At 38.1% G+C, this 268-nt stretch carries 1 pseudogene; it reads right to left on the bottom strand.

Features of this window, described 5'->3' with window-relative positions:
• Nucleotides 1-104: 104 nt before the first annotated feature.
• A pseudogene (locus tag AC0IXA_RS27545) lies at nucleotides 105-268 on the bottom strand (sodium:proton antiporter); the annotation flags it as partial.

Below are 268 nucleotides of genomic sequence, written 5' to 3'. Positions count from 1 at the left end.
AACCAATGGCTAATAAAACAAAACCCCACTATAAAGTAGGGTTTGAAAGTTAACGTTTAGACGTCTAGCTGTCAAGCGTTTTAATGCGGTTTGTTAAGCAAAACTTAAACAAACCCGCCCATGTAATATGCGCCCGCATAACCCACGGTATAACTTACTAACAAATAGAGCGACAAACGTAAGTAACTCATAAAAGTTAGCTCTTTTACTTTACTCATAGCAATAATACCCGCAGCCGATCCAATAATTAACATAGATCCACCAACAC

Source organism: Pseudomonas sp. AC083 (genome assembly GCF_979253165.1).
This window is presented reverse-complemented; position numbering and strand designations above follow the sequence as displayed.